This window comes from Pseudomonas sp. HY2-MNA-CIBAN-0224 (assembly GCF_040310285.1).
In the GTDB taxonomy this organism is placed as follows: domain Bacteria; phylum Pseudomonadota; class Gammaproteobacteria; order Pseudomonadales; family Pseudomonadaceae; genus Aquipseudomonas; species Aquipseudomonas helleri.
Window position 1 is genome coordinate 1 of sequence record NZ_JBEOPQ010000060.1, and the last position, 21,565, is coordinate 21,565.

The 21,565-nt window shown below is 60.9% G+C and carries 19 protein-coding genes; 10 read left to right on the plus strand and 9 right to left on the minus strand.

What is annotated here, in order from left to right; translation table 11 throughout:
* Nucleotides 1-219: 219 nt before the first annotated feature.
* Together AAEZ03_RS21120 and AAEZ03_RS21125 are read right to left on the minus strand one after the other, a co-directional pair.
* A complete protein-coding gene (locus AAEZ03_RS21120; protein WP_278939455.1) occupies nt 220-1,074 on the minus strand; it encodes a sulfurtransferase in 855 nt (284 codons plus the stop codon).
* A gap of 30 nt (nt 1,075-1,104) precedes the next feature.
* Nucleotides 1,105-1,773 (minus strand): TetR/AcrR family transcriptional regulator, encoded by a 669-nt coding sequence (locus AAEZ03_RS21125; RefSeq protein ID WP_278939456.1) that lies wholly within the window; start codon nt 1,771-1,773, stop codon nt 1,105-1,107.
* 156 nt (nt 1,774-1,929) lie between these two features.
* On the opposite strand from AAEZ03_RS21125, the gene AAEZ03_RS21130 reads away from it, so the two are divergent.
* From AAEZ03_RS21130 to AAEZ03_RS21150, 5 genes are all read left to right on the plus strand, one after another.
* Nucleotides 1,930-3,360: a coniferyl aldehyde dehydrogenase gene (locus AAEZ03_RS21130; RefSeq protein WP_350581316.1), complete on the plus strand. Its 1,431-nt coding sequence runs from the start codon at nt 1,930-1,932 to the stop codon at nt 3,358-3,360.
* A 22-nt stretch (nt 3,361-3,382) separates the two neighbouring features.
* Nucleotides 3,383-3,928: a twin-arginine translocation pathway signal protein gene (locus tag AAEZ03_RS21135; RefSeq protein ID WP_123750788.1), complete on the plus strand. Its 546-nt coding sequence runs from the start codon at nt 3,383-3,385 to the stop codon at nt 3,926-3,928.
* A 33-nt stretch (nt 3,929-3,961) separates the two neighbouring features.
* Nucleotides 3,962-5,557 carry a GMC family oxidoreductase gene (locus AAEZ03_RS21140; protein ID WP_350581319.1) on the plus strand — a complete coding sequence of 532 codons (1,596 nt, stop codon included), beginning with the start codon at nt 3,962-3,964 and terminating at the stop codon, nt 5,555-5,557.
* A gap of 115 nt (nt 5,558-5,672) precedes the next feature.
* Nucleotides 5,673-6,155 (plus strand): pantetheine-phosphate adenylyltransferase, encoded by a 483-nt coding sequence (gene coaD, locus AAEZ03_RS21145; RefSeq protein ID WP_047278434.1) that lies wholly within the window; start codon nt 5,673-5,675, stop codon nt 6,153-6,155.
* A gap of 99 nt (nt 6,156-6,254) precedes the next feature.
* A complete protein-coding gene (locus tag AAEZ03_RS21150) occupies nt 6,255-6,506 on the plus strand; it encodes a YfhL family 4Fe-4S dicluster ferredoxin (RefSeq protein WP_003213796.1) in 252 nt (83 codons plus the stop codon).
* A 94-nt stretch (nt 6,507-6,600) separates the two neighbouring features.
* Here AAEZ03_RS21150 and mutM read toward each other — a convergent pair whose 3' ends face one another.
* Entirely contained in the window at nt 6,601-7,413 is an 813-nt protein-coding gene (mutM, locus tag AAEZ03_RS21155; protein WP_262125092.1) for a bifunctional DNA-formamidopyrimidine glycosylase/DNA-(apurinic or apyrimidinic site) lyase, read from the minus strand.
* Complete coding sequence (locus tag AAEZ03_RS21160; RefSeq protein ID WP_262125094.1) at nt 7,414-8,226, minus strand: HDOD domain-containing protein; 813 nt, start codon at nt 8,224-8,226, stop codon at nt 7,414-7,416.
* Between the two features lie 201 nt (nt 8,227-8,427).
* Between AAEZ03_RS21160 and AAEZ03_RS21165 the strand changes: the two genes are divergently transcribed.
* Nucleotides 8,428-9,624: a class I SAM-dependent rRNA methyltransferase gene (locus tag AAEZ03_RS21165; protein WP_123750785.1), complete on the plus strand. Its 1,197-nt coding sequence runs from the start codon at nt 8,428-8,430 to the stop codon at nt 9,622-9,624.
* Nucleotides 9,625-9,726: 102 nt separating this feature from the next.
* Here the strand turns inward: AAEZ03_RS21165 and AAEZ03_RS21170 are convergent, their stop codons facing one another.
* Nucleotides 9,727-11,412: a DUF4153 domain-containing protein gene (locus AAEZ03_RS21170; RefSeq protein WP_350581323.1), complete on the minus strand. Its 1,686-nt coding sequence runs from the start codon at nt 11,410-11,412 to the stop codon at nt 9,727-9,729.
* Nucleotides 11,413-11,705: 293 nt separating this feature from the next.
* Between AAEZ03_RS21170 and ilvD the strand changes: the two genes are divergently transcribed.
* Nucleotides 11,706-13,553 carry a dihydroxy-acid dehydratase gene (gene ilvD / locus AAEZ03_RS21175; protein ID WP_153335329.1) on the plus strand — a complete coding sequence of 616 codons (1,848 nt, stop codon included), beginning with the start codon at nt 11,706-11,708 and terminating at the stop codon, nt 13,551-13,553.
* 61 nt (nt 13,554-13,614) lie between these two features.
* On the opposite strand, the gene AAEZ03_RS21180 is transcribed toward ilvD, so the two are convergent.
* A complete protein-coding gene (locus AAEZ03_RS21180) occupies nt 13,615-14,670 on the minus strand; it encodes an HAD family hydrolase (RefSeq protein WP_350581325.1) in 1,056 nt (351 codons plus the stop codon).
* Between the two features lie 228 nt (nt 14,671-14,898).
* Here AAEZ03_RS21180 and AAEZ03_RS21185 point away from each other — a divergent pair, with 228 nt between their 5' ends.
* A complete protein-coding gene (locus AAEZ03_RS21185; protein ID WP_350581327.1) occupies nt 14,899-16,290 on the plus strand; it encodes an L-cystine transporter in 1,392 nt (463 codons plus the stop codon).
* A 92-nt stretch (nt 16,291-16,382) separates the two neighbouring features.
* Here the strand turns inward: AAEZ03_RS21185 and AAEZ03_RS21190 are convergent, their stop codons facing one another.
* Nucleotides 16,383-16,895 (minus strand): dihydrofolate reductase, encoded by a 513-nt coding sequence (locus tag AAEZ03_RS21190; protein WP_350581330.1) that lies wholly within the window; start codon nt 16,893-16,895, stop codon nt 16,383-16,385.
* Between the two features lie 98 nt (nt 16,896-16,993).
* Here AAEZ03_RS21190 and AAEZ03_RS21195 point away from each other — a divergent pair, with 98 nt between their 5' ends.
* Nucleotides 16,994-18,373, plus strand: a complete 1,380-nt coding sequence (locus AAEZ03_RS21195) for a DUF2868 domain-containing protein (protein WP_350581332.1) — start codon at nt 16,994-16,996, stop codon at nt 18,371-18,373.
* The gene (locus tag AAEZ03_RS21200; RefSeq protein WP_350581334.1) at nt 18,366-19,730 is read left to right on the plus strand and encodes a GTPase/DUF3482 domain-containing protein; all 1,365 of its coding nucleotides are present in this window, start codon (nt 18,366-18,368) and stop codon (nt 19,728-19,730) included. The genes AAEZ03_RS21195 and AAEZ03_RS21200 overlap by 8 nt, the downstream gene beginning before the upstream one ends.
* A 106-nt stretch (nt 19,731-19,836) precedes the next feature.
* On the opposite strand, the gene AAEZ03_RS21205 is transcribed toward AAEZ03_RS21200, so the two are convergent.
* Together AAEZ03_RS21205 and AAEZ03_RS21210 are read right to left on the minus strand one after the other, a co-directional pair.
* Nucleotides 19,837-20,394 (minus strand): phosphonate degradation HD-domain oxygenase, encoded by a 558-nt coding sequence (locus tag AAEZ03_RS21205; protein ID WP_350581336.1) that lies wholly within the window; start codon nt 20,392-20,394, stop codon nt 19,837-19,839.
* The gene (locus AAEZ03_RS21210; RefSeq protein WP_350581338.1) at nt 20,394-21,515 is read right to left on the minus strand and encodes a TIGR03364 family FAD-dependent oxidoreductase; all 1,122 of its coding nucleotides are present in this window, start codon (nt 21,513-21,515) and stop codon (nt 20,394-20,396) included. Before AAEZ03_RS21210 ends, AAEZ03_RS21205 begins: the two co-directional genes overlap by 1 nt.
* Nucleotides 21,516-21,565: the final 50 nt, after the last annotated feature.

Sequence of the window (21,565 nt, forward strand, 5' to 3'; positions counted from 1 at the left end):
CCTGCGGCCGCATGCCGTAAAAAAAACCGTTGTTGTGGCTTGTTGGCTCGCGAGCTTTTAAAGATCAAAAGATCGCGAGCAAGCTCGCTCCTACGGAGTGTTGGCTGCACGTTTGGCGGCGGTCTGCGGCCCGCATCGCTACATCAGAACCGTGTAGGAGCGAGCTTGCTCGCGAGCTTTAAAGATCAAAAGATCGCGAGGCAAGCTCGCTCCTACGGGTCAATCCCCGGTCGCAACACCTCGCGCCGGGTCGTTGATCCATTCGCTCCATGAACCCGCATACAGTTTGCCCAGCGGGTAGCCCGCCAGCCCCAGTGAAAACAGGTTGTGACACGCCGTCACGCCCGAGCCGCAATACGCCACCAGTTCATCCGGCGAGCGGCCCGCCAGTTGTTCGGCAAATCGCTGTTTGAGTTGCTCGGCAGGCAAGAAGCGCCCGCTGCTGTCGAGGTTTTCATTAAACGCCGCACATTGCGCACCAGGGATATGCCCGGCAATCGGGTCAATCGGCTCAACCTCACCGCGAAAACGTGGCTTGGCGCGGGCGTCGATCAGGGTCAACCCCGGTTGGCCCAAGCGCGCTTGCAGTTGTTCAGCGCTCAGCACCAAGCGGCTATCCGGCTGGCCATCAAAGGTGCCCGGCACCACAACGGGCTTGTCCGTGGTCAGTTTGAAACCCGCCGCATGCCAGGCCTTCAACCCGCCATCGAGAATAAACACGCCATCGCGCTTGCCCAGCCACGCCAGCAACCACCACGCACGGGCCGCAAACGCACCGGGGCCGTCGTCATACAGCACCACATCGCTGTCCTGATTGATGCCCCACGCCCGCAGTTGCTCAAGCAAGGCCGACGGTTCTGGCAACGGATGGCGCCCCGTGACGCCTTTGATCACCGGGCCACTGAGGTGGCGCTCAAGGTCGGCATATTGCGCACCGGCAATATGGCCTTCGACATAGCTGCTGTGCCCGTAGTCCGGGTCTTCCAGGGCAAAACGGCAATCCAGAATGACCAGACCGGGGTGCGCCTGACGTTCGTTCAGGGCTTGAGGGCTGATCAGTTGCGCAACGGGCATGGCGAACTCCTGAGGGGGATGGGAACAGCGCTACTGTACGACCAATGTCTTTTGCAATGGAACGTAATATTCCTTGAGCAGTTCATCAACCGCAGCACGGTACGGCGGCGTTACATAGCCCGATTCCAGTATCAGCAGTTGGTAGATTCCGCGGGTCAGCGCCTCTTCGGACAGGTGGGTGGCGTTCTCACGAGTGGTACACAAAAAACCCACCCAGGACGTCAGGATGATCCAGGCATTGAGCGTCAGCGATTCGATTTGCTGGGGCGTCATGTCGAGAATGCCCGCCTGCACAAACCCCGAATAGATGGCTTGCCCCTGCGCCAGGCATTGCGTGGAAAAGCCTCGGTAACGCACGGCCAGTTCAGAGTCGCTGAGCAGCAGGTGTTCGATGTCGCGGTACAAAAAGCGGTAATGCCACATGGCATTGAGCAGGTGTTTCAAGTAGTCGCGCTTGTCGCTGACGTCAGGCAAACGGCCTTCGGGCGGGCGCAGAAAGTCCAGCACCAGCACCTCGTACTCGCTAAACAGCACCGAGATAATCGCCTGCTTGTTGGGGAAGTGGTAATACAAATTACCCGGCGAAATCTCCATGTGAGCCGCAATGTGGTTGGTACTGACATTGCGTTCACCCAGCTGGTTAAACAACTCCAGGCTGGTATTGATGATGCGCTGGCTGGTTTTTAATCGTGCGGCCATGGATTGGTCTTCGATGAATATCGAAAAACATCTTAAAGCCTAACCACCGTGGCTCAAACAGCCCGAGTGGCAGACCCCCAATTGACAACATAGAGCGCAGGCTCTAAAAACATCTTGGCTCTTACGAGAACCCCCAACATCCGCAGGGAGCGAACGATGTCTACCGACAGTGCCCACCGCCACGGTTCCTCCAGCGCCTTGGACGATCTCCACAGCCTTTTCGCCCATCAGCGAAAGGCCTACTCAGGTCACCCATACCCACCAATAGCACAACGCCAGCAATGGTTGAAGAGTCTGCGAGTATTGCTGAGCCGCGAGCGCGACGTGTTGATTGACGCCATCAGCCAGGACTTCAGCCACCGCAGCCCCGACGAAACCTTGTTTGCCGAGCTGATGCCCAGCTTGCAGGGCATTGACTACACCCTCAAACACCTCAAACGCTGGATGAAGCCGTCATCGCGCCATGTGGGCGTGATGTTCCAGCCCGCCAGCGCCAAGGTGGTGTATCAGCCCGTGGGCGTGGTGGGTGTGATCGTGCCGTGGAACTACCCGCTGTATTTGGCCATGGGGCCTTTGATCGGCGCTTTGGCGGCGGGCAATCGGGTGATGCTCAAACTCAGTGAGTACACGCCAGCCACCGGCCGTTTGCTCAAAGACCTGCTGGGGCGGATTTTCCCCGAGGACATGGTTGCTGTGGTGTTGGGCGACGCCGAAGTGGCGGTCGCGTTTTCCAGCCTGCCCTTCGACCACCTGCTGTTCACGGGTTCGACCCATGTCGGCAAGCAGGTGATGCGTGCCGCCGCCGATAACCTGACCCCGGTGACGCTGGAACTGGGCGGCAAATCCCCTGCGATTGTCTCGACTGACGTGCCGCTCAAAGACGCCGCCCGGCGCATCGCCTGGGGCAAAACCCTGAACGCCGGGCAAACCTGCATCGCGCCCGACTATGTGCTGGTGCCGCACGAGCGGGTCGATGGTTTTATCGAGGCTTACCGCCAGGCCGTACTCGATTTTTATCCAACGCTGGCCGACAACCCGGACTACACCGCCATCATCAGCGAGCGCCAATTGGCGCGACTTGAACACCTGCAAACAGACGCCAGCGAAAAAGGCGCCCGGCTGATCCCGCTCTACGCCCACGGTCAAGGGCGGCGCATGCCCCATACGTTGCTGCTGAATGTGAACGACCAGATGCAGGTCATGCAGGACGAGATCTTCGGCCCGCTGCTGCCTGTTGTCGCGTACAGCACGCTCGATGAAGCGCTTGCCTACATCAACTCAAGACCTCGCCCACTCGCGCTCTATTACTTCGGATACAACAAGGCCGAACAACAGCGCGTCCTCCAAGACACCCACTCGGGCGGCGTCTGCATTAACGACACGCTGCTGCACGTGGCCATCGACGACCTGCCGTTTGGCGGCATCGGCCACAGCGGCATGGGGCGTTACCACGGCCACGAAGGTTTCCTGACGTTCAGCCACGCCAAAGGGGTGTTGAGCAAACAGCGCTGGAACAGTTCGCTGGCGGTTTACCCGCCGTATGGCCGGTCGCTGGTACGCCTGATTCAAAAGCTGTTTATCCGATAGCCTCAGACGGCGAGACCAAGCCATGCCGGAATTTATGGATGAACCGACGCTCCTGTCCCGCCGCGGTGTTTTAAAAGTCGGCCTTTGCGCCTCGGCTTTTCTGGCCACTGCCGGGCTGGGCGCCAGCCTCAGCGGCTGCTCGGCCACTTTCAGCGCCCGGGGTTTCAGGGTGCTGCGCAGTACCGACCTGGTGTTTTTACAGGCGCTGGTGCCGGTGATGCTGGCGGGCAGCATTTCGCACACCTCCCTGCCGGGAGCGACAGACGCCACCTTGCACACGCTGGACAACAACCTGGCTCACCTCTCGCCAGAGCTGCTCAAGCTGACCCTGCAGTTATTCGACGTGCTGGCCATGCCGGTGACACGCGGCCCGCTCACGGGGCTTTGGAGCAGTTGGGAGAAAACCACCCCCGATCAAATCCGCTACTTCCTGCACCGCTGGCAAAACAGCAGCTTGAGCCTGTTGCGCATGGGCCATGCCTCGCTGCTGCAACTGGTGATGATGAGCGGCTACGAAAAGCCCGAGTTGTGGCCCCATTGCGGGTACCCCGGCCCGCCGACGGTTTAACTCACACAATAATAATTTTCATGAGACGTCCTTATGCCTGTACCCGATCTATTTCGCGAGGGCCTGGCCCGCGGATGGAAAACCCATAACGGCTCAACCCTCGACAACGACCTGACGCTGGAAGCCGACATCGCCATCATTGGCAGCGGCGCCGGGGGTGGCACAACGGCAGAAATCCTCAGCAACGCGGGCTTTAAAGTGCTGCTGATCGAAGAAGGCCCGCTCAAGACCAGCAGCGATTTCAAGCTGCTCGAAGGCGAGGCTTACACCAATCTGTATCAGGAAGGCGTCGGGCGCATGAGCAAAGACGGCGCCATCAGCATCCTGCAAGGCCGCGCGGTGGGCGGGACGACCCTGGTCAACTGGACCTCCAGTTTTCGCACCCCGGCGCCGACGCTGGAGCACTGGGCCCGCGAGCATGCGGTCAGCGGCCACAGCGAAGAGGCCATGGCGCCCTGGTTTGCGCAGATGGAGCAACGACTCGGTGTGGCCCCGTGGTTGGTCCCGCCCAACGCCAACAACGAGGTGATCCGCACCGGCTGTGAAAAACTCGGCTACCGCTGGCATGTAATCCCGCGCAATGTGCGCGGCTGCTGGAACCTGGGGTATTGCGGCATGGGCTGCCCGACCAATGCCAAGCAGTCGATGCTGGTGACAACTATCCCCGCGACCCTCGAAAACGGTGGCGAGCTGCTGTATCTGGCCCGCGCCCGGCGCTTGTTGATCACAGGCGATCACATCACCGGCCTGGAGTGCCAAGCCATGGACAGGCGCAGCGTGGCGCCCACAGGCTGCACCATTACGGTCAAGGCGCGGCATTACGTGCTGGCCGGCGGCGGCATCAACAGCCCCGGCCTGCTGCTGCGCTCAGAGGCTCCCGACCCGTACAGGCGAGTGGGCAAGCGTACGTTTCTGCACCTGGTCAACTTCTCGGCTGCGCAGTTTGCGACGGCGATCAATCCGTTTTACGGCGCCCCGCAGTCGATTTATACGGACCACTTTCAGTGGCAAGACGGCGCAACCGGCCCCATGGGCTACAAGCTCGAAGTGCCGCCCTTGCACCCGGCGCTGGCCGCCACCTTGTTTGGCGGCTACGGCGAAACCAACGCCGAACACATGGCGCAACTGCCCAACACCCACATGATGCTGGCCCTGATGCGCGACGGTTTTCACCCCGACAGCCCCGGCGGTAACGTTGAATTACGCAGTGACGGCAGCCCCGTGCTCGATTACAGCGTCACGCCCTATAGCTGGGACGGGCTCAGGCGGGCGTTCCACAGCATGGCCGAGATCCAGTTTGCCGCCGGGGCCAGCGCCGTGATGCCGTTGCACAGCGATGCGCGCTACCTGAAAACCCTGAGCGAAACCCGCGAGCACATCAATAACCTGAGCTTTGAGCTGTACCGAACGCGCCTGGCCAGCGCCCATGTGATGGGCGGCTGCGCCATGGGGGAGAACCCGCACATGGCGGTCACCGACAGCCTCGGGCGTCATCATCAGTTACGCAATCTGTCGATCCATGATGGCTCTTTGTTCCCCACCAGCATCGGCGCCAACCCACAATTGTCGGTGTACGCACTCACCGCCAAACTCGCCACACAGCTGGCCCAACGGCTTAAAAATCCGTGAAAAAGGAGTTAACTGGCGGCGTCTATAGTGCTTTCTTCTTAAATTGGCGACTTGGCCGACCGGGAATGCTGCGATACCATCCGACTCCCCAACGGATTCCCGCCAGGACGACGCGATGAACCGAGTGTTGTACCCAGGTACATTTGACCCCATTACCAAGGGCCATGGCGATCTGGTCGAGCGTGCCTCGCGCCTGTTCGATCACGTGATCATTGCGGTCGCGGCCAGCCCCAAAAAAAACCCGCTTTTCCCTCTGGAACAGCGCGTTGAGCTGGCGCGTGAGGTCACCAAGCACCTGCCCAATGTCGAGGTAGTCGGCTTCTCGACGCTGCTTGCGCACTTCGCCAAAGAACAGAACGCCAATGTGTTTCTGCGTGGCCTGCGTGCCGTGTCGGACTTCGAGTACGAGTTTCAGCTGGCGAACATGAATCGCCAATTGGCCCCCGACGTCGAAAGCCTGTTTCTAACGCCGTCCGAGCGCTATTCGTTTATATCGTCGACGTTAGTCCGTGAAATCGCGGCTTTGGGCGGCGATATCAGCAAGTTTGTCCACCCGGCTGTGGCTGACGCCCTGACCGAGCGGTTTCGCAAGAAGTAACCGCTGAAGCGGCGCCCGCGTGCACTGCGGGCGCCAATGCGGCACAATTGCCGCATTCGATTTTAGTTGCCCGGGCAAACCGCCCCGGCCGGAGTACCCATGTCCCTGATCATCACCGACGATTGCATTAACTGCGACGTCTGCGAACCCGAGTGTCCGAACGCTGCTATTTCCCAGGGTGAAGAGATCTACGTGATCGACCCGAACCTGTGCACCCAGTGCGTAGGCCACTACGACGAGCCGCAGTGCCAGCAGGTGTGCCCGGTTGACTGCATCCCGCTGGATGAAGCCCACCCGGAAACCGAAGAACAGCTGATGGAAAAATACCGGCTGATCACTGGTAAGGCTTGAAGCACAAGGCCTTTGTAGGAGCGAGCTTGCTCGCGATCTTTCGCTTTTAAAGATCAAAAGATCGCGAGCAAGCTCGCTCCTACAGAAGCAGTCGTTACTTTTGGCAGCGTGGGCAGAACACGCTGGCTCGCTGGCCCAGTTTGACCTCGCGCAGTTCGGTGCCGCAGACCTTGCACGCCTCATAGGCACGGCCGTACACGAACAGTTCCTGCTGGAAGTAACCCGGCTGGCCGTCACCGCCGATAAAGTCGCGCAGCGTGGTGCCGCCCCGCTCTATCGCCGCCGTCAGAATCCGCTTGATCTCAATCGCCAGCTTTAAATAACGCGCCCGCGAAATGCCCCCGGCCTCGCGACGCGGGTCAATGCCTGCGGCAAACAGCGCTTCTGTCGCATAGATATTGCCCACGCCCACCACCACGGCGTTGTCCATGATGAAGGGCTTGACCGCCATCGAACGCTTGCGTGACAGCTGGAACAACCGCTCGCCATCAAACAGGTCGGTCAACGGCTCCGGCCCCAGCTTGATCAGCAGTTCGTGGTTCAGCGGATCAAGGCTCCAGAGCATCGCGCCAAAGCGTCGCGGGTCGGTGTAGCGCAAGGCCAGCCCCGACTCCAGTTCAATGTCGACGTGCTCATGCTTGAGCGCCGGCAGGCCCGCTTCGACCAGACGCAAATTGCCCGACATGCCCAAGTGGCTGATCAACGTTCCGACTTCGGCGTTGATCAGCAAATACTTGGCGCGGCGCTCAACCTGCACGATTTTCTGCCCGGACAAACGCACATCCAGGTCTTCGGGGATCGGCCAGCGCAGACGCCGGTCACGCACAATGACCCGGCTGACCCGCTGCCCTTCAAGGTGCGGGGCAATGCCCCGGCGGGTGGTTTCGACTTCTGGTAATTCAGGCATCTAGTCAGCCCCTAACTCGCGGATACTTTCTTTAACGTTCTCGAAGTCATACTCGGACAAACCAATGTAGTCCAGCACCAGATGGCTGATGCTGTTCCATTCATGGTCTTCACGCTGGTTGCCGAGGACTTTGGACGACGCACAGATATGCTCGGCCATTTTCAGCACCGCCAGCAGGTTTTTCAGCGGGCCGTTGCGCGAGGACTCGTCGCTGAAAATAGCCAGCGCATTGTGGTGGTTGGCAATCGCCTCGGTCAGGTGCCCCGGCAAGCGCCAGGATTTGGCCGTGTAGTAGCCGACCACCGCATGGTTGGTGTTGAAGTGGCGGTTTTCCGTGTCCACCACGCGACGGCCAGGGCCTGCATTGGCGTAGCCCTGTTCCAGCACGTGCATGTAATCCGGGAAGCGCTTGAGCATCAGCGGGATGCCGCAATCGTGAAACAAGCCCAGCGCATAGGCTTCATCGGGCGCCGACATGCCGGTGCGCTTGGCCAGGCTGAGGCTGGTCATGGCAACGTCCTGGGCGGTGTCCCAGAAACGGTTGAGGGTGACGATGGTGTCGTCACCCATCTCGCCCTTGATCGACTGCGCATTGATCAGGTTGATGACTGTACGGCTGCCCAGCAGCGTGACTGCGCGACGAATCGAAGCGATTTTGTTGGTCAGGCCGTAGTACGGCGAGTTGACGATTTTAAGCAGCGCACCCGACAAACCAGGGTCCTGAGCGATCAAGCGCGCAATCACCTCAAGGTCCGGGTCCGGCATGTACTGCTCCATCTGCAAATCCACCATGATTTGCGGTTGAGGCGGCACGCTGATGCCTTGCAAAGCCTGACTGATCTGTTGCGATGAAAGCTCTGGGGGCATGTCTGCACACTCTGGAATAGGCGGCGATTCTAGCGGAATTTTCTGCGCGGATGGGCACGCGATCCGACGCAATACCGCGAATCAACCAAGCTTGCAGGCAGCGTCTAAGGCTATAATCGCGCCCTTTTCAATACCCGGAGCGACTTCATGTCCCTGCCAAGCCTGCGCCTTAAAGCCAATGCCGATCGACGCCTGCGCGCCGGCCACTTGTGGGTCTACAGCAACGAAATTGATGTAGCCACCACCCCGCTTAACGGCTTTAAAGCCGGTGACCAAGCGCTGCTCGAAACCGCAGGTGGCAAGCCGCTGGGCATCGTGGCCATGAGCCCGAACAACCTGATCTGCGCGCGCGTGCTGTCGCGTGACATCAAGCTGCCCTTGGACAAGTCGCTGCTGGTTCACCGCCTCAACATGGCCCTGTCCCTGCGTGACCGTCTGTTCGACAAGCCTTACTACCGTCTGGTGTACGGCGATTCCGACATGCTGCCAGGCCTGGTGGTTGACCGTTTCGGCGACATTCTGGTGGTGCAACTGGCCTCTGCCACCATGGAACGCCACAAAGACGACGTGGTTGCAGCGCTGGTTCAAGTGCTCAAGCCACGCGGCATCCTGTTCAAGAACGACTCGGCAGCCCGCGATGCAGAAGGCCTTGAGCGTTACGTCGAAACCGTCTTCGGTCTGGTACCGGAGTGGGTGGGCCTGGAAGAAAACGGCGTCAAGTTCGAAGCACCGGTCATGGAAGGCCAGAAAACAGGCTGGTTCTACGACCACCGCATGAACCGCGCGCGTTTGGCCCCGTACGTCAAAGGCAAAAAAGTCCTCGACCTGTTCAGCTACATCGGTGGGTGGGGCGTGCAGGCAGCGGCGTTTGGCGCCAGTGAAGTGATCTGTGTCGATGCCTCGGGGTTTGCCCTTGACGGCGTTGATCGCAATGCCGCGCTGAACGGCGTGGCCGACAAAGTCACCAGCATGGAAGGCGACGTGTTCGAAGCCCTGCGCGAGCTCAAAGCCAACGAAGAGCGCTTTGACGTGATCGTGGCGGACCCGCCTGCCTTCATCAAACGCAAAAAAGACCTGAAAAACGGTGAAGCGGCTTACCGCCGTCTCAACGAGCAAGCCATGCGTTTGCTCAATAAAGACGGGATTCTGGTCAGCGCTTCGTGCTCGATGCACTTGCCGGAAGACGATCTGCAAAACATCCTGCTGACCAGCGCCCGCCATCTGGACCGCAACATCCAGATGCTCGAACGCGGCGGCCAGGGCCCGGATCATCCGGTGCACCCGGCGATTGTCGAAACGCGCTACATCAAGAGCATTACCTGCCGTTTGCTGCCTAACACCTAAACCCCCTTGTGGGAGCGGGCTTGCTCGCGATTGGCACGACACGGTTTAACTGAAAACCGCATCGCCTGCATCGCGAGCAAGCCCGCTCCCACGGGTTTAGCATCAGGGCTTATCCACCCGCGGGCTCAGCACCGCACCGCCGATCTGCAACGACTGATATCGCGGTTTCACCAGTTGGACTTCCCCTTCGCGAATCTTCTTGATCAATTCAAGCGGGTTATCGTCCATTTCATACAACCCGGCACGCAGCCACTTGCCCTGGGCATTGCGCTTGAAAAAGTACAGCGGGCCCGGCCATTCCTGCTTGGGCAACTGCAGCACTTCAAGCTGCCCGTCCTGATCCAGATCGACAGCCCACATCGCACACCCCGGATACCGGCACAGATGGCCAGCCATGCCCAGCGCATCGAACTGCTCGCTGCCGTCCACGGCAGGGCCGATCCACTCCAGTAACCGATCGTTCTGCGCCGCCCCGGCCCGGCCGATCTCGACCTCCTTGAGCCGCTTCAGCAGCACCGCCCGCGCAGGCTCGGTCAGCACCTCACCGCGCTCGACTTGCCCCAGCAACGTTTCATACGCCTGCATGCCCGGCGCACCCAAACGAAAGCGCAAGGTGTCGGCATCAAAGGTTTCAACCGGGGTTTTGCCATTAAGTACGCGCTGTACCTGGTTCTGCGCACTGATCTTCAACGGGCTGAACCACGGCGTGTGAATCCCCAGCAACAGCACCACGCACGCCAGCGCGATCCACGGGTTGCTGACCCGTAAACTGCCCAGCCAGGTCGATTTCGAGGCAAACACGGCCCACAGCGCCGCCACACAATGGGCGAACACCACCAGCACCAGCAACATCGCCAACACACGGCTTGGGGTCAGGCCGTATTGTTCAATACGTAACCAGCTTGAATACCCGGCCAGCACCACCAGCACCGGCAAACACAGCAGGCACAGATCCACCATGCGCACGAGCCACAGCGGGTAGCCGCTGCTTTGATGTCCGTCCTGAAACACCCCGTTGAGCAAGAACAGGTTGGCCGCTACCAGGCACACCATGATCGGCGTCGAATAGCCGGTGTCCCAAATGGGCGCCAGACCGCTGAACGGCAAGGTAAACGTGAACACAATGGCGATCATTGAACTGAGCGGCAGCAAAAAGCGGCACAGCGTGAGCAATATGCCACGCAACAGACCAATCACCCGGTCGTTATCACGGCCCATTTGCAGCCCCAGGGCAAACACCACCGCCGAGCTGACACAGACAAAACCATCGGTAAAAAACAGTTTGTTCAGCGCCACAATGCCGAGCATTTTGAACAGGCTGCCCCACAACAGCAGCAACGCCCAAAACACCGCATTCAGCAGCAAGCCCAGCAGCACGATAAACACCGTGTCCCAGGCATGCCGGAACAAATCTTCATAGCGCGGCATGCGCCCTTCACGGGTCGGCCAACTCAAGATAAACGCCGTACATATGTAGGCGATGACCACGGCAAAGCAGGTCCAGCTACCGCTCAACCAGTGGCTGTAAAGCCAGGTTTCGCTGTACTTCCAGAACACCCACGCGCTGATCGCCGTCATCACGCAGGTAAGGCCCAGCACCAGCCAGACAGCGCCTCGCTGACGCACGTTGTCGCCCAGCAGCAACAGGTTGATTCCGCCCACCAGCACGGCGGTCACCAGCGCGTATTTGATGCCCGGCTCAGCAATGTCACTGGCCAGCCACAGTAAAAGCCCTTGCACCAGGCCAATGGCCAGGCTGGCCTTGACGGATCGTTTGAGGGTTAGCATTCAGAATCCCTGCTGAAAAAACAGCCATCACTCTATCGCCTGAGCATTGCACAGTCGCTTATTTGTGCTTGCACCCGACGGGTTGCCCCATTCCCTCCCACCGCCAGCCGTGTAGAATCGACGCATTCATCGCCAATCATCCCCGGCGGGTTTATGAGCTCAAGCCCAAGCGTGCGGCGATCCCGCAGCGTTCACGGCAACTAGTGGATACGTGGTCATTTTCTGTGTGATCCCCTAGCGATTAGAAGCTCACTTCCCTGTTTGTTACCTGATTAGCCGCCCGGAGTTGTTCCATGCCTGACTATCGTTCCAAGACCTCCACCCACGGCCGCAACATGGCCGGCGCCCGCGCTTTGTGGCGCGCCACGGGGATGAAAGATGCCGACTTCAAAAAGCCGATCATCGCCATTGCCAACTCCTTTACCCAGTTCGTACCCGGCCACGTCCACCTCAAGGACATGGGCCAACTGGTGGCCCGCGAGATCGAGCGGGCTGGCGGCGTTGCCAAAGAATTCAACACCATTGCCGTAGACGACGGCATCGCCATGGGCCACGACGGCATGCTGTATTCGCTGCCGAGCCGCGAGATCATCGCCGACGCCGTCGAGTACATGGTCAACGCCCACTGCGCCGACGCCATTGTGTGTATTTCCAACTGCGACAAAATCACCCCTGGCATGCTGATGGCCGCACTGCGCCTCAACATCCCGGTGATTTTCGTGTCGGGCGGGCCAATGGAAGCGGGCAAAACCAAGCTCGCCAGCCACGGCCTCGACCTGGTCGACGCCATGGTCATCGCCGCCGACTCCAGCGCTTCTGACGAGAAGGTTGCCGAGTACGAGCGCAGCGCCTGCCCAACCTGCGGTTCGTGCTCCGGCATGTTCACCGCCAACTCCATGAACTGCCTGACCGAAGCCCTGGGCCTGGCCTTGCCGGGCAACGGTTCGACCCTGGCGACCCACAGCGACCGCGAGCAACTGTTCCTGCAGGCAGGCCGCACCATCGTCGACCTGTGCCGCCAGTACTACGTCGAAAACGACGAATCGGTATTGCCGCGCAACATCGCCAACTTCAAGGCGTTCGAAAACGCCATGACGCTGGACATCGCCATGGGCGGCTCGACCAACACCATCCTGCACTTGCTGGCCGCTGCCCAAGAGGCCGAGATCGACTTCGACCTCAAAGACATCGACCGCCTGTCGCGCCATGTGCCGCAGCTGTGCAAAGTGGCGCCGAACATCCAGAAGTACCACATGGAAGACGTGCACCGCGCTGGCGGCATTTTCTCCATCCTCGGTTCGCTGGCCCGTGGCGGCTTGCTGCACACCGACTTGCCGACCGTGCACAGCGCGACCATGGCAGATGCCATCGCCAAGTGGGACATCACCCAGACCGACGACGAAGCCGTGCACACGTTCTTCCGTGCAGGCCCTGCCGGTATCCCGACGCAGACCGCGTTCAGCCAGTCGACCCGCTGGGACACCCTGGACGACGACCGTGAAAACGGCTGCATCCGCAGTGTCGAGCACGCCTACTCGCAAGAAGGCGGCCTGGCCGTGCTGTACGGCAACATCGCGCTGGACGGTTGCGTGGTAAAAACCGCCGGTGTTGACGAGTCGATCCACGTGTTTGAAGGCAACGCCAAGATCTTTGAAAGCCAGGACAGCGCCGTGCGCGGCATTCTGGCTGACGAAGTGAAGGCCGGTGACATCGTGATCATCCGTTACGAAGGCCCTAAAGGCGGCCCGGGCATGCAAGAGATGCTGTACCCGACGTCGTACCTGAAATCCAAAGGCCTGGGCAAAGCCTGCGCCCTGCTGACCGACGGCCGTTTCTCGGGCGGCACCTCGGGCCTGTCCATCGGCCACGCTTCGCCAGAAGCCGCCGCCGGTGGTGCGATTGGTCTGGTGCAAGATGGCGACAAAGTGCTGATCGACATTCCGAACCGCTCGATCAACCTGTTGGTCAGCGACGAAGAACTGGCGGCACGCCGTGTTGAGCAGGACAAAAAAGGCTGGAAGCCGGTTGAAGTCCGCCCACGCAAAGTCACCACCGCCCTCAAGGCCTACGCCTTGCTGGCCACCAGCGCCGACAAGGGCGCGGTGCGTGATAAGGCGCTGCTGGACAAATTGGTGCCATAAGCCAACGCGTTATACAAAAATCCCGGCCATGTGCCGGGATTTTTGTTTGATGCATCTGCGTTTACTGGATCTCATCTGGCTTGACGATCACCCAGTTTTTGTCCGCCGTCACCGGCAGGCCGGCTTTGGCCTGGGCCGCTGCGTTTTTGGCAATCATGCCTTGCAGTTGCGCCATGTATTTGTCTTTGCGGTTTATCCACAGGTGGATCCCGCCTTTGTCCACGTCAACGCTGTGGAACAACATGTAGCCGTCACTCGATGGCGTATCGCCGCCCACCAGCACCGGTTTTTTCCATTGGTCGATGTAGGTCAGGATCGCCGCCTGTTTACCCGCCATCCAGGTGGCCGGGGTCCAGAGGTAAGGCGTGAGTTCCAGGCCCATGTTGGCCTCTTCGTTGTACGTGCCCGCGCTGATCTGTTTACGCGCCGTGGTCAGCTCGCCGGTGTCGCGGTTTTTCAGCAGGGTGCTGACACCGATGACGTTCTGCGGTTTGACGTTGTAGCCGTACTTGGGATCGGCCGCGACCATGCGCACCAGTTCTTCCGAGGCTGCGGTCATGACGTACACGTCGATGCCGTTTTCCATCAGCTTGTTGAACAGTTCGACCTGACCGGCAAACACCTTGGGCGGCTGGATTTCAGCAGTCTTGACCGTGTCGCCTTCGTAGTAAGACACCGGGATCGGCTGGCAGGACGCCATTAACTCATCCACATAGCCTTTGAGCTGTTGCAGGGTGAAGCCCGAAAACACCTGCGCCACCCACGGGTAGCAGACCATGTCGTCGATTTCGCACAAACGGTAGTAGTAGCTGAACAGGCTTTCCTGGTGCTCGGCCGTGTCTTTGAACGGGATCAGCTTGAGCGACGGGTCCAGGCTGTCACGGGTGATCAGGCCGAGGTTTTCCATGTACGGCAGCAACGCTTCTTCAAGGTCGTTGCGGTAGCTGGTGTTGTCCATGTCAAAGACCGCGAAGTTTCCTTTGTTCGCGTTGGCCGCAATCATGGCGTTCAATTGCTTCGCCTGATCGGCCGGCCAGTGTTCCAATTCGGTTGCCAACACCTGCCCGGCCAAGCCCAAACACAGGGTTGCAGCTATCAACTTCGCCGTCAGCCTCATCGACTATGCTCCTTAAGAAAGGCGACGACGCTAGCAAACCTCTGTGACAGTTTTAGCGTGGATGCGACCTCGACCGTCTTGATAACGCCATGCGCTTATTCCAAAAGTGAAGGTAGTCATTCCAGAACGATATATTTCGAGCTATATCAACCTGTTAGCATTTCCGGTTCGAAAATTTTATCGCTTGAAGACGTCCCTTACGTCGTCCCCCTCTCCCCCGGAGCCCTCATGAATGTCCCGCTGATTCTCAATCTGCTGGTGTTCCTCGCGTTGCTGTTCGGCTTGTCGCTGACCCGCCACACCGCGTGGAGCCTGGCAAAAAAAGTCCTGCTGGCGCTGGTTATCGGCGTGCTCTTCGGCTTGGGCTTGCACCTGGTCTACGGCACGGACAGCCAAACCCTGAAAACCTCTATCGGCTGGTTCGAACTGGTCGGCAGTGGCTACGTGCAACTGTTGCAGATGATCGTCATCCCGCTGGTCTTTGCCTCGATCCTGAGCGCCGTGGCGCGCCTGCATAACGCGTCGTCGCTGGGCAAGATCAGTTTCCTGACCATCGGTACGTTGCTGTTCACCACCATGATCGCGGCCCTGGTGGGCATCGGCCTGACCAACCTGTTTGGCCTCACCGCCGACGGCCTGGTCGCGGGCGCTGCCGAAATCAGCCGCCTGCACGTGATTCAGAGCGACTACGCCGGCAAGGTCTCGGACCTCAACGTGCCGCAGTTGCTGCTGTCGTTTATCCCGCAGAACCCGTTCGCTGACCTGGCCCGCGCCAAGCCGACGTCGATCATCAGCGTGGTGATCTTCGCCGCCTTCCTTGGCATTGCCGCCCTGCAACTGCTCAAGGATGATCCGGAAAAAGGCAGCAAAGTACTGAACGCCATCGACACCCTGCAAGCCTGGGTGATGCGTCTGGTGCGTCTGGTGATGAAACTGACCCCGTACGGCGTGTTGGCGTTGATGACCAAAGTGGTCGCCACCTCCAACCTGCAAGACATCCTCAAGCTGGGCAGCTTTGTGGTGGTGTCGTACATCGGCCTGGCGCTGATGTTCGTGATTCACGGGGTGATTTTGTCGGTGTCGGGCGTTAACCCGCTGCGCTTCTTCCGCAAAGTCTGGCCGGTACTGACCTTCGCCTTCACCAGCCGTTCGAGCGCGGCGAGCATCCCGCTGAGCATCGAAGCGCAAACCCGCCGCTTGGGCATTCCGGCTTCGATTGCCAGCTTTGCGGCCTCGTTTGGCGCGACCATCGGGCAAAACGGCTGTGCCGGTCTGTACCCGGCCATGCTCGCGGTGATGGTTGCCCCCACGGTCGGCATCAACCCGCTGGACCCGGTATGGATCGCTTCGTTGGTGGCCATTGTGACCATCAGTTCGGTGGGCGTTGCGGGCGTGGGCGGCGGTGCAACCTTCGCGGCCCTGATCGTGCTCCCGGCCATGGGCTTGCCGGTGTCGTTGGTAGCGTTGCTGATCTCGGTCGAACCGTTGATCGACATGGGCCGCACGGCGCTGAACGTCAGCGGCTCAATGGTCGCCGGTACAGTCACCAGCCAGACGTTGCACCAGACCGACAAGGCCATTCTGGCCGAAGACGATCATGGTGATCTGGCGCATACGTAACGTAGGAATCTGTGTAGGAGCGAGCTTGCTCGCGATCTTTTGATCTTTAAAAGATCGCGAGCAAGCTCGCTCCTACAGGGGATGTGTCAGCCTTACAGCCTTTCCCACACCTCAAAGCTAAACGCCGGTTTGCCCTCTGCGGCGGCATGCTTGTCTTCTGACACCAACGCCCACTGCGCCTGATCGAACTCAGGAAACCACGCATCCCCTTCCGGGCTCAAACCCACACGCGTCAGGTACAACCGGTCGGCATCCGCCAGCCCCTGGGTGTACAACTGCGCGCCGCCAATCAGCATCAGTTCGCTCACGCCCTGCTCAATGGCCCAGGCTTCGGCGCGCTCGACGGCGGCCTCCAGCGAGGCAAACACTTCGGCACCTTCGAGCTGCAAGCCGGTCTGACGACTTACCACCAGGTTCAAGCGCCCCGGCAGCGGGCGGCCCAGCGAATCCCAGGTCTTGCGACCCATGATGATCGGCTTGCCCAAGGTGGTGGCCTTGAAATATTTGAAATCCGCCGGCAAATGCCACGGCATGCTGTTGTCGACGCCGATCACGCGGTTTTCACCGAGGGCCGCGATCAGGCTGAGGGGGAGTGATTTTTTCATGCCGCCGAGGATACCAGAGCCGCCCGCGCTGTCAGTACCCCGCCTGACTAACCGGCATACAGCGGTTATGCTCATGACTCACTTGAATGGAATGTCGCGTGACTGAACTTTCCCCGTTGCAACGTCTTTGGCTGACCGAAACCGTGCGCCTGCGCGAAGAGCATGCTGGCCCGCTGGACGATCTGGAAGCCAACCGCCGCGCCCGCAGCAGCGCCGGTGACCTGAGCACACGCCTGCAAAACCGTGCGCTGTGGCTGGCCGAGCGCGATGGCCTGGTCACGGCCATGCGCCATTGGCTGCAAGGCTCGCGCCTGGCGCTGCTAGGCCTCGCCGTGCTGGCCTTCATCAGCGGCGGCGGGCTGGCCTTTGCCGCGCTGGGCAATGGGCAAACCCCGGTCAATGTGTTTTGGGCACTCGGCAGCCTGCTCGGCATCAACCTGATTTTGCTGATCAGCTGGCTGCTGGGCCTGCTCTTTGCCGGCGAACACAGCGCCAGCCTTGGGCGTTTGTGGCTGTGGCTCAGCGACAAATTTGCCCGCGACGCCAAGGCCGCGCAGTTGGCCCCAGCGTTGCTGCTGGTGCTGCAACGGCAAAAACTCAATCGCTGGGCGCTGGGCACCTTGGTTAATGGCCTGTGGCTGCTGGCGATGCTCAGCGCGCTGACGCTCATGCTCTTGCTGATGGCCACCCGCCGTTACGGCTTTGTCTGGGAAACCACCATTTTGAGCGCCGATGTATTTGTCAGCGCCACCCGCGCCTTGGGCGTGGTGCCCGGCTGGCTGGGGTTTAGCGGGCCGACCGAAGCAATGATCCGCGCCAGCACCGACACCGCTTACAGCAGTGAAGCCGTGCGTCAGGCCTGGGCCGTGTGGCTGGTGGGCGTAGTCGTGGTCTACGGCGTGTTGCCGCGCCTGTTGCTCGCAGCCTTCTGCCGTTGGCGCTGGATCCGGGGGCGCAACGCGCTGCAACTGGACCTCAACCTGCCCGGCTACAGCCAACTGCGCGAACGCCTGATGCCGAGCAGTGAGCGCCTTGGGGTCAACGACGTGGCCCCCGAGCAGTTGCATAACGTGCACGCCGGGCAGACCGAACTAGACACCGAGGGCGCGCTGATCGTCGCCATCGAGCTGGACGACCAGCACCCGTGGCCGCCCAAACTGCCGACCACGGTCAAAGACGCGGGCATCCTCGACAGCCGCGAGTCCCGTCAAAAACTGCTGGAGCAAATGACCCGTTTTCCGCCTGCACGGCTGGCGATTGCCTGCGACCCACGGCGCTCACCCGACCGGGGCAGCCTTGCGCTGATCGGCGAACTGGCGCGCAGCGCAGCGGCCACCCGTATCTGGCTGCTGCAAGCACCGCCCGGCCAGGTGCTGGACGCCGACCGCCTGAGCGACTGGCATCACGCCTTGGAAAAACTCGGACTGCCGTTCGCCACCAGCGCACCCATCAACTGGCTGGAGACAGGCCATGACTAAGCCACTGACGCTGGCCGTGGTCGGCCACACCAATGTCGGCAAAACCTCGTTGCTGCGTACCCTCACCCGCGATGTCGGCTTTGGCGAAGTGTCCCATCGCCCCAGCACCACCCGGCATGTGGAAGGGGCGCGGTTGTCGGTGGACGGCGAACCGCTGTTGGAGTTGTACGACACGCCGGGGCTGGAAGACGCCATCGCCCTGCTCGACTATCTGGAACGCCTCGACCGCCCCGGCGAGCGCCTTGACGGCCCGGCGCGGGTTGCACGGTTTCTCGACGGCAGCGAAGCGCGCCAGCGGTTTGAACAAGAAGCCAAAGTGCTGCGCCAGTTGCTGGCCTCGGACGCCGGGCTGTATGTGATCGACGCCCGCGAGCCGGTGCTGGCCAAATACCGCGACGAACTCAGCGTGCTGGCCAGTTGCGGCAAGCCGCTGTTGCCGGTGCTCAACTTTGTCAGCAGCCCGCAGCACCGCGAGCCTGAATGGCGCGACGCCTTGGCCCGGCTCGGCCTGCATGCGCTGGTGCGTTTTGACAGCGTGGCCCCGCCGGAAGACGGCGAGCGGCGCCTGTATGAAAGCCTCGCCTTGCTGCTGGAGCATTCACGCGGCGCGCTGCAACGCTTGATCACTGATCAGGAGGCCCAACGCGAAGCACGCAAACACAGCGCCCTGCGCCTGATTGCGGAACTGCTGATTGACTGCGCCGCGTGCCGACGTAGCGTGGCCAGCGAAAAAACCGTCGAGCAGCAGGCCATCAATCAACTGCGCGAAGCGGTTCGCCAACGTGAACAACGCTGCGTCGAGGCGCTGCTCAAGCTGTACGGTTTTCGCCCCCAGGACGCGGCGGCCAGCGACTTGCCGTTGTTGGACGGACGCTGGGGCGACGACTTGTTCAACCCCGAAACCCTCAAGCAATTGGGGGTGCGCGTGGGCGGCGGAATCGCCGCCGGCGCCGCTGCCGGGGCGGGTGTGGACTTGATGGTCGGCGGCCTGACCCTGGGCGCAGCAGCACTGGCCGGGGCGATCGCCGGGGGCGCGCTGCAAACGGCGCGCAGCTATGGCAGCCGCTTGCTGGGCAAGCTCAAGGGCCAGCGCGAATTGACCGTGGACGACAGCGTATTGCGCTTGCTGGCCTTGCGTCAGCGCCAGTTGCTGCACGCCCTGAACGCACGCGGGCATGCGGCCGTCGACAGCATCCAGGTCGCCACCCCGCAAGACAAAACCTGGCGCGAAGGCAAACTGCCCGAGCCGCTCAACAAAGCCCGGGCGTACCCGCAATGGTCATCGCTCAACCCGCACCCCAAATTGAGCCAGGCCGAGCGCCAGGAGCAGATCGAGTTGCTGGCCGAGCAAATCTGACTACGGCACCTCTTCTGTGGGAGCGGGCTTGCTCGCGATACAGGCAACACGGTGCATCCGCTAAAACGCGGTGATTTCATCGCGAGCAAGCCCGCTCCCACAAGGGTTAGGTGTTTAACAGGTTCAAGGCTTTGGCCTTGAGCTGTTGCAAGTCGATGAGCGGGGCGTGCAGTTGCTTGGCCTGTTCGTCCCACAGGCGCATGCGCAGGCTAAGCTCGCACAGCGGGTCTTGCTCAAACGTAACGGCCTCGGCTTCGCTCATCACGCCGCCCTGGTAACCCAAGGTCCTGATACTGGCTTCGCTCAACAGGTCGTAGTAGCCGGGTTGGCGCAACGTCAGGTAGCGCTTGGCCTGTACGTGGTATTCCACCAGTTTGGCCATGCGCTCACTGAACCCCGCCCGACGCAGGTAATCGGCGCCCACCTGTTCATGGCTGACCACGCCGTATCCGCCCATGTTCGGCGCATTTTTGACGCATAAGTGCCCAATGTCATGAAAGAACGCAGCCAACACCACTTCATCGTCATGCCCTTCGACCATCGCCAACTGCGCCGCTTGGGACATGTGTTCGAGCTGTGACACGGGCTCGCCGATGTAATCGTCGGTGCCGAACTGCTGATACAAGGCAAAAACCTGTTCTACCGCCAGTTGTGCCGGTGTCATCACGCCTCCCCCAGTAAACGCGCAATATTGCGCTCGGCCATCGCCGGGCCAACGCTCATGCCCACGCCGGTTTGCATCAAGGCGGCGCTCAGGCCCGGTTCCACGGGCAGCCAGGTAAACGGCTTGGCCCCGCGCGCGCCATAAACGCCTTGCCAGCGCTCCATCACCTGCACTTCACAGCCGAGCGTGTCTTCACACAGTTGCAACATCCAGTTATCGACCTGTTCGGCGTTAAACGGTGATGGATCGCTGCCGTAATGGTGTGAATCACCGACGATCAACTCGCCGTAGGGCGTCGGGCTGATCAACAAGTGAATACCGTGCTCGTCCAGGTACGGGCTCTCGCGCAGGATCTCGGCCTGCACCGCAGCCGCTTCCGGCAAATCGGCAAAAGCGCCGTAATGCACGCAGCTCAGGCCGGTGAGCAGGGCATGTTGCAGTTGCAAATCGATTGTTGGCCGCACTCGCAGCATTTGCAGGCGGCAGACCTGTGGGTTGAGCGTCGCCAACGGCTCGGCCAGCAGGGTTTGATAGTCGTGCCCTGAACAGACAATCACCTGCGCGCCTTTAAAGCTGCCCGCCGTGGTGTGAACCTGCCCCGGCTCGACGTCGCGCACCAGGGTTGAAAAGTGAAACTCCACGCCGAAGTCGCGCTGCAGGTACTGCACCAGCGCCGGAATGGCCTCACGCGAATACACCTGCTGGTCGTCCAGCCCGTGCAACGCGGCGCGATGGTGGTTGAACTGGCCGCCGTAGAGGGCGTCCAGTTCGGCACCGCGCAGCAGTTCGGCGCGGTAACCGTGTTCACGGGCACGGCCTTGGCAAAAGGCCTCCAGCAGGTGCTCTTCAGCCTCGGTGCGGGCAAACAGGTACGCGCCGTTGCGTTTGAGGTCAAAGCCCGCCTGCTGCGCCCATTCGCCCCAGATACCCCGGCTGGCCCGGGCCAGATCGAGCATCACCCCAGGCGGCTGGCCGGTGACCAGCGCCTGGCCGAAGTTGCGCACCGACGCGCCCAAGGGCGTGTGTGTGCGTTCGAAGACATGGACCTTAAGCCCGCGTTTGGCGGCCGCGTAGGCATGGGACAAACCCAGAATGCCAGCGCCGACGATAAGAATAGTCATACACCTGTCCTGAAGAGCACATCCTTGTAGCCGCTGCCGCAGGCTGCGAT